The organism is Intrasporangium sp. (assembly GCF_030452765.1).
Taxonomy (GTDB): Bacteria; Actinomycetota; Actinomycetes; order Actinomycetales; family Dermatophilaceae; genus Intrasporangium_A.
Genome location: NZ_JAKDLO010000265.1, coordinates 1 through 4,496 on the forward strand (window position 1 = coordinate 1; position 4,496 = coordinate 4,496).

The 4,496-nt window shown below is 70.0% G+C and carries 6 protein-coding genes and 1 pseudogene; 2 read left to right on the forward strand and 5 right to left on the reverse strand.

The window, feature by feature from the left end:
• Nucleotides 1-85: 85 nt before the first annotated feature.
• The gene (locus tag L0H79_RS20925) at nt 86-253 is read right to left on the reverse strand and encodes a hypothetical protein (protein ID WP_301486593.1); all 168 of its coding nucleotides are present in this window, start codon (nt 251-253) and stop codon (nt 86-88) included.
• 91 nt (nt 254-344) lie between these two features.
• Here L0H79_RS20925 and L0H79_RS20930 point away from each other — a divergent pair.
• Nucleotides 345-680, forward strand: a pseudogene (locus L0H79_RS20930) (acyl-CoA synthetase); the annotation flags it as partial.
• Nucleotides 681-912: 232 nt separating this feature from the next.
• Here L0H79_RS20930 and L0H79_RS20935 read toward each other — a convergent pair.
• Both L0H79_RS20935 and L0H79_RS20940 read right to left on the reverse strand, forming a co-directional pair.
• Nucleotides 913-1,296, reverse strand: a complete 384-nt coding sequence (locus L0H79_RS20935) for a PIN domain-containing protein (protein ID WP_301486595.1) — start codon at nt 1,294-1,296, stop codon at nt 913-915.
• A gap of 8 nt (nt 1,297-1,304) precedes the next feature.
• Complete coding sequence (locus tag L0H79_RS20940; protein ID WP_301486597.1) at nt 1,305-1,565, reverse strand: type II toxin-antitoxin system Phd/YefM family antitoxin; 261 nt, start codon at nt 1,563-1,565, stop codon at nt 1,305-1,307.
• Between the two features lie 208 nt (nt 1,566-1,773).
• Between L0H79_RS20940 and L0H79_RS20945 the strand changes: the two genes are divergently transcribed.
• Nucleotides 1,774-2,181: a VOC family protein gene (locus L0H79_RS20945; RefSeq protein ID WP_301486598.1), complete on the forward strand. Its 408-nt coding sequence runs from the start codon at nt 1,774-1,776 to the stop codon at nt 2,179-2,181.
• A gap of 178 nt (nt 2,182-2,359) precedes the next feature.
• Here L0H79_RS20945 and L0H79_RS20950 read toward each other — a convergent pair whose 3' ends face one another.
• Both L0H79_RS20950 and L0H79_RS20955 read right to left on the reverse strand, forming a co-directional pair.
• On the reverse strand, nt 2,360-3,502 hold the full coding sequence (locus tag L0H79_RS20950) for a cell wall metabolism sensor histidine kinase WalK (RefSeq protein ID WP_301486599.1): 1,143 nt from the start codon (nt 3,500-3,502) through the stop codon (nt 2,360-2,362).
• Nucleotides 3,499-4,218 carry a response regulator transcription factor gene (locus L0H79_RS20955; protein WP_301486600.1) on the reverse strand — a complete coding sequence of 240 codons (720 nt, stop codon included), beginning with the start codon at nt 4,216-4,218 and terminating at the stop codon, nt 3,499-3,501. Before L0H79_RS20955 ends, L0H79_RS20950 begins: the two co-directional genes overlap by 4 nt.
• Nucleotides 4,219-4,496: the final 278 nt, after the last annotated feature.

Consider the following 4,496-nt stretch of genomic DNA (forward strand, 5'->3'; position numbering starts at 1 on the left):
TCGTCAGGTAGAGGGGATATACCGACGCGAAGCTGGTCGTGAAGATGCGGCTCATCCTCGTCAGCGTACTGATGGACCCCAGGGGTCAGTGCCCGCGCCTCGAGTTCGCACCGACGGCGTGGGACGCGGCAAGGTCGAGCGCGATGGCCAGAATCAGGGTGCCGACCCAGGCGTTGACGGGGTCGAAGGTGAGCGGTTCGTGGTCGCCAACGAGGTTCGCGATGAACCAGACGATGAACCAGACGAATGTCATGAGCGGATCGCCTCCCGGGCTGTGGCGACTTGTGGGTCACCGATCCCAGTACACAACTCTCACCCACGCCGCGCACCTGACCAAGGTCCCGATGGGCGAGATCGTCATGCACGGCAACAATGTCATGACCGGCTACTTCAGGGACCCGGAGGCGACGGCCAAGGCGTTCGGGGGTGGGTGGTTCCACTCCGGGGACCTCGGCGTCCTGCACCCCGACGGCTACGTCGAGCTGCGCGACCGGGCCAAGGACGTCGTGGTGTCGGGCGGCGAGAACATCTCCACCGTCGAGGTCGAGCAGGCCCTGCTGTCGCACCCGGCGGTCCTCGAGGCCGCGGTCATCGGCGCCCCGGACGACCGGTGGGGCGAGCGCCCGAAGGCGTTCGTCGTGGTCCGGCCGGGGCAGGCGGTCGAGCCGGGTGCGCTGGTCGCGCTCCTCGGCGCGCTCGTTGCCGAACTTCGTTGCCACGACGACCGCGTCGCGCCGGTCGCGGATCGCGTTCCCGACGAGCCGCTCGTTGGTGAACGGGCGAGTATCGGCCTCGTGCCGTACTCACCGCTCGGTCGGGGCATCCTCACCGGTTCGGCAGCCATCCACGACAAGGCGCCAAGGCTCGGAGGACGGAGCCTGGGAGCGTGCGCGTCACGTGAGCAAGCGAAGGTCAGACCTGGACCAGATCGATCAGCCCAAGCATTGCCAACACGTCGAAGTCACCGTCCTGCGTGACCACAGGCAGCCTGTTCGCGCGGGCCGTGGCACCGATCCACAGGTCGTTCACGTTGACCCGCCTCCCGGCACGGGTGACCTCGACCCGGAGCAACGCCCACTCCTGGGCGACGGCCGCGTCGACCGGCAGGGGCTCACTCTCCTGGGAGAGTTGGAGGGTCCGCAGCCGCGTCGAAGCGGTCCTCGGGTCCGCCGCGGCCAAGACGCCGGCCTGAAGCTCGGCCAGCGTGATGACGCTGACCCGGAGCACGTCGGGAAGCCCTACCCGATCAAGCTGTCGGCCCAGCTCCGCGGAGATCCAGACACTGGTGTCCGCCAAACCCTCCGTCACCGAACGGGACCCAGCTCACCAGTTGAACCCTCGGAGATCCAGGCGATGTCATCGGACAGAGTCGGGTCCGGCTCCTGACGGTCCAGCAGGGCCAGCAACTCTGCCTTGGGCAGCCCTGCCCGTCGTCGGTGCCGCGGCCGGGTGATGAGCGCGACCGGCTCCCCGTGCACGGTCACCGTGACCTCCGCACCCTCAGCCACCTGCTTGAGCACAGCAGCAGTGTGGTTTCGAAGGTCGCGGGACGCCACGGTGGTCACGTGGCACAGTGTAGCGTTCTTGCCACACATCCGACGAGTCGACGTCATCTCGGTTTGAGGTAACCAGCGGCGCCCGCGAGGAGCCTTGCGCGAGAAGCAAGCCCAGTGACATGGGCGTGTCGCGACGTGGCGTCGACCAACGGTCGTTCGTCGGCAGGCTCGGCAACGAGCGGGCGAGACCGTCGTGCCGGGTGGGACAGTCGTGGACATGGAGATGCAGCTGAGCATGGTGATTCTCGAGGTCCGCGACCTGCCGGCGTCGATCGAGTTCTATCGTCGCGTCGGCCTCGACCTTGCCGACCCAGGACCGGGTCGACCTGTCGTCATCCACCGAATGGGCAGCGGAGTCAGCCTGCTGCTGACGACCTCGTTTGCATCCGCTTATGACCCGGCCTGGTCCCGCCCGAACGGCGGCTACCAGCAATTGCTCGAGTTCTACGCGGGCGAGAACGGCGCCGTCGACCAACGATGGGCCGACCTCGTCGACGCCGGCTATCACGGCCGGATGCCACCGACGCAGACTGTCGGCCCGTACGCGGCCATGGTCGACGACCCCGATGGGAATGTCGTCCTGCTGACGTCCGACGAGACGGCTCGGGTAGATCGGGCGCCGTGACCGGGCAGAGGGAGCGCACGTGCCGGACAGGTCGTCGCGGAGACGTGCAGCCAGATCGGCGAAGTGCTGCGCGTGCGAGTGCGGCCGGACCAGGGCAGCGAGCTCAGCGGCATACTGTATCTCCCTGAGCCCGCCTCCCGGCGAGTCGTCCAGTCCGCTTGTGGCGCAGGATGATCCGTCACGACAGCGGGAGCGTCAGGGTGAAGGTGGCACCGCGTCCTCGTCCCGGTGACGTCGCGACGAGGGTGCCGCCGTGGGCTTCGGCGATGCGCCGCGAGATGGTCAGGCCGATGCCCGATCCGCCTTGGCCCGAGCCGGGCTCGCCCGAACGGCGACGGTCAGGGACGCGATAGAACCGCTCGAAGATGCGCTCCAGGTCGGCTGGTGCGAGGCCCTCTCCGGTGTCGGTGACAGATGCAACGGCGTGGCTCGCCTCGGTCGCGACGTCCACGGTGACACGGCCTCCGGAAGGGGTGGCTTGCAGGGCGTTGCCGACGAGGTTGGTGACCACCTGGGCCACCCGGTCGGCATCGACGGTCACCGGCACCGTGCCGGGGCCACGGCTCAGGGTTAGGGTGACGCCGGCGTCCTCGGCCTGCGGGACGAGCCGCTCGACCGCGGCGACGACGACCTGACGCAGGTCGGTCAGGTGCGGTGCGAGCTCGAGCCGACCCTCCTCGGCCCGGGACAGAGCCGACAGGTCCTCGGCCAGGCGACGCAGCCGCCGCGTCTCCCCGGACATCTGGGCCAGCGTCTGCGGGGTGGCCGGCAGGACTTCGTCGATCATCCCCTCGAGGTAGCCGTCGAGGACGGTCAGCGGGGTGCGCATCTCGTGGGCGACCTCGCTCAGCAACCGGGTCCGGCGCGTCTCGGTCTCCTGCAGCGCGTGCGCCAGCGTCCGCACGTCGTCGGCGAGCGCGTCGAGCTCGAGGGTGCCCGGCTGCGGGATGGTGACGGCGTAGTGCCCGCCGGCGATCTCCCGGGTCGCCACGCCGAGGGCCGCGAGGGGCCGGGTGAGCCGGTAGGCCGCGTAGGCACCGAAGAGGCCCGCAGCGACGAGGCCGGCGAGCACGCCGATCACCAGGGCAGAGTCCACCGCCGAGACGAACTGGTCGCGCACCTGCTGGCCGAGTCCGGGTCCGGCCCCGGGCATGCCGCCCGGCATCCCGCCGTGCCGGCCGTCCATCATGTGGGTCTCGCGGTCGAAGATGTTGGGGGCCAACCCGCGGACGAGCAGGAAGGTCACCGCGCCACCGACGACGGCGACGAGGACGTGGCTGATGACCAGGCGCAGGTCGAGCCGAGTGAGGAAGCGGGTCATGGCCTGCCCTCCGGTTCGGCGAGGAACTTGTACCCGACGCCACGGACGGTGCCGATCAGGCGCGGGTCGGTCGCGTCGTCCCCGAGGGCCTTGCGGATGCTGCGGATGTGGACGTCGACGACCCGCTCGTCGCCGTAGAAGTCGTAGCCCCAGACCCGGTCGAGCAGCTGCGTTCGGGAGAAGACCCGCCCGGGAGACGAGGCGAGCACCGCGAGGATGTCGAACTCGAGCCGGGTGACGGTGACCTCGTGGCCGTCGACGAGTGTCTCGCGGCGTACCGGGTCGATGGTCAGTCCGGCGAACCGCAGGACGGGGTCGGGGTTCGGCTCAGTCAGGTCGGCAGCGGCCCGGGCCCGGCGCAGCACCGACTTGACCCGGGCCACGACCTCGCGGGGGCTGAACGGCTTGGTCACGTAGTCGTCGGCGCCGACCGAGAGGCCGACGATCCGATCGACCTCCTCGGCTCGGGCCGTGACGAGGATGACGTAGACGTCGGACTGGCGGCGCAGGGTCGTCAGCACTTCGAGGCCGTCGAGGTCAGGTAGGCCGATGTCGAGCAGGACGAGATCGGGCGGGTCCGTGGGGTCCAGCCCCTGCTGGAGCGCGTCGGCCCCGGTCGATGCCTCGGTGACCGCGAAGCCCTCCGCCTCCAGATAGGCACGCAGCAGCGTGCGGATCTGCGACTCGTCGTCGACGACGAGGACCCGGCGGGCCATCGGTGCTCCCTCATGCCGTGCGAAGCGGACGGCTCGAGCCTAGGGCTGCCGGATGTTGTGCGTGGTTGGGGTCGTCTGGACGACCCCAACCACGCACAGCCTCACGGTCAGGGCTCATGCGTTGCCGTCGACCCTGGGGCGGTCACCCGGCTTGGCCGGCACCCGGGCCACTGCCCTGCCCGACGCCGGCGCCCATGCCGTGGTGAGCGCCGTTGCCCATGTGCTGGCCCGGCTGGCCACCCTTGTGCTGGCCCGGCTGGCCACCCATGTGCTGGCCC

Bases quoted from the DNA above. Each gene is read 5' to 3' on its own strand.
- L0H79_RS20925 (WP_301486593.1), bottom strand. From the start codon at position 253: ATGACATTCGTCTGGTTCATCGTCTGGTTCATCGCGAACCTCGTTGGC.
- L0H79_RS20945 (WP_301486598.1), top strand. From the start codon at position 1,774: ATGGAGATGCAGCTGAGCATGGTGATTCTCGAGGTCCGCGACCTGCCG.
- L0H79_RS20950 (WP_301486599.1), bottom strand. From the start codon at position 3,502: ATGACCCGCTTCCTCACTCGGCTCGACCTGCGCCTGGTCATCAGCCAC.
- L0H79_RS20955 (WP_301486600.1), bottom strand. From the start codon at position 4,218: ATGGCCCGCCGGGTCCTCGTCGTCGACGACGAGTCGCAGATCCGCACG.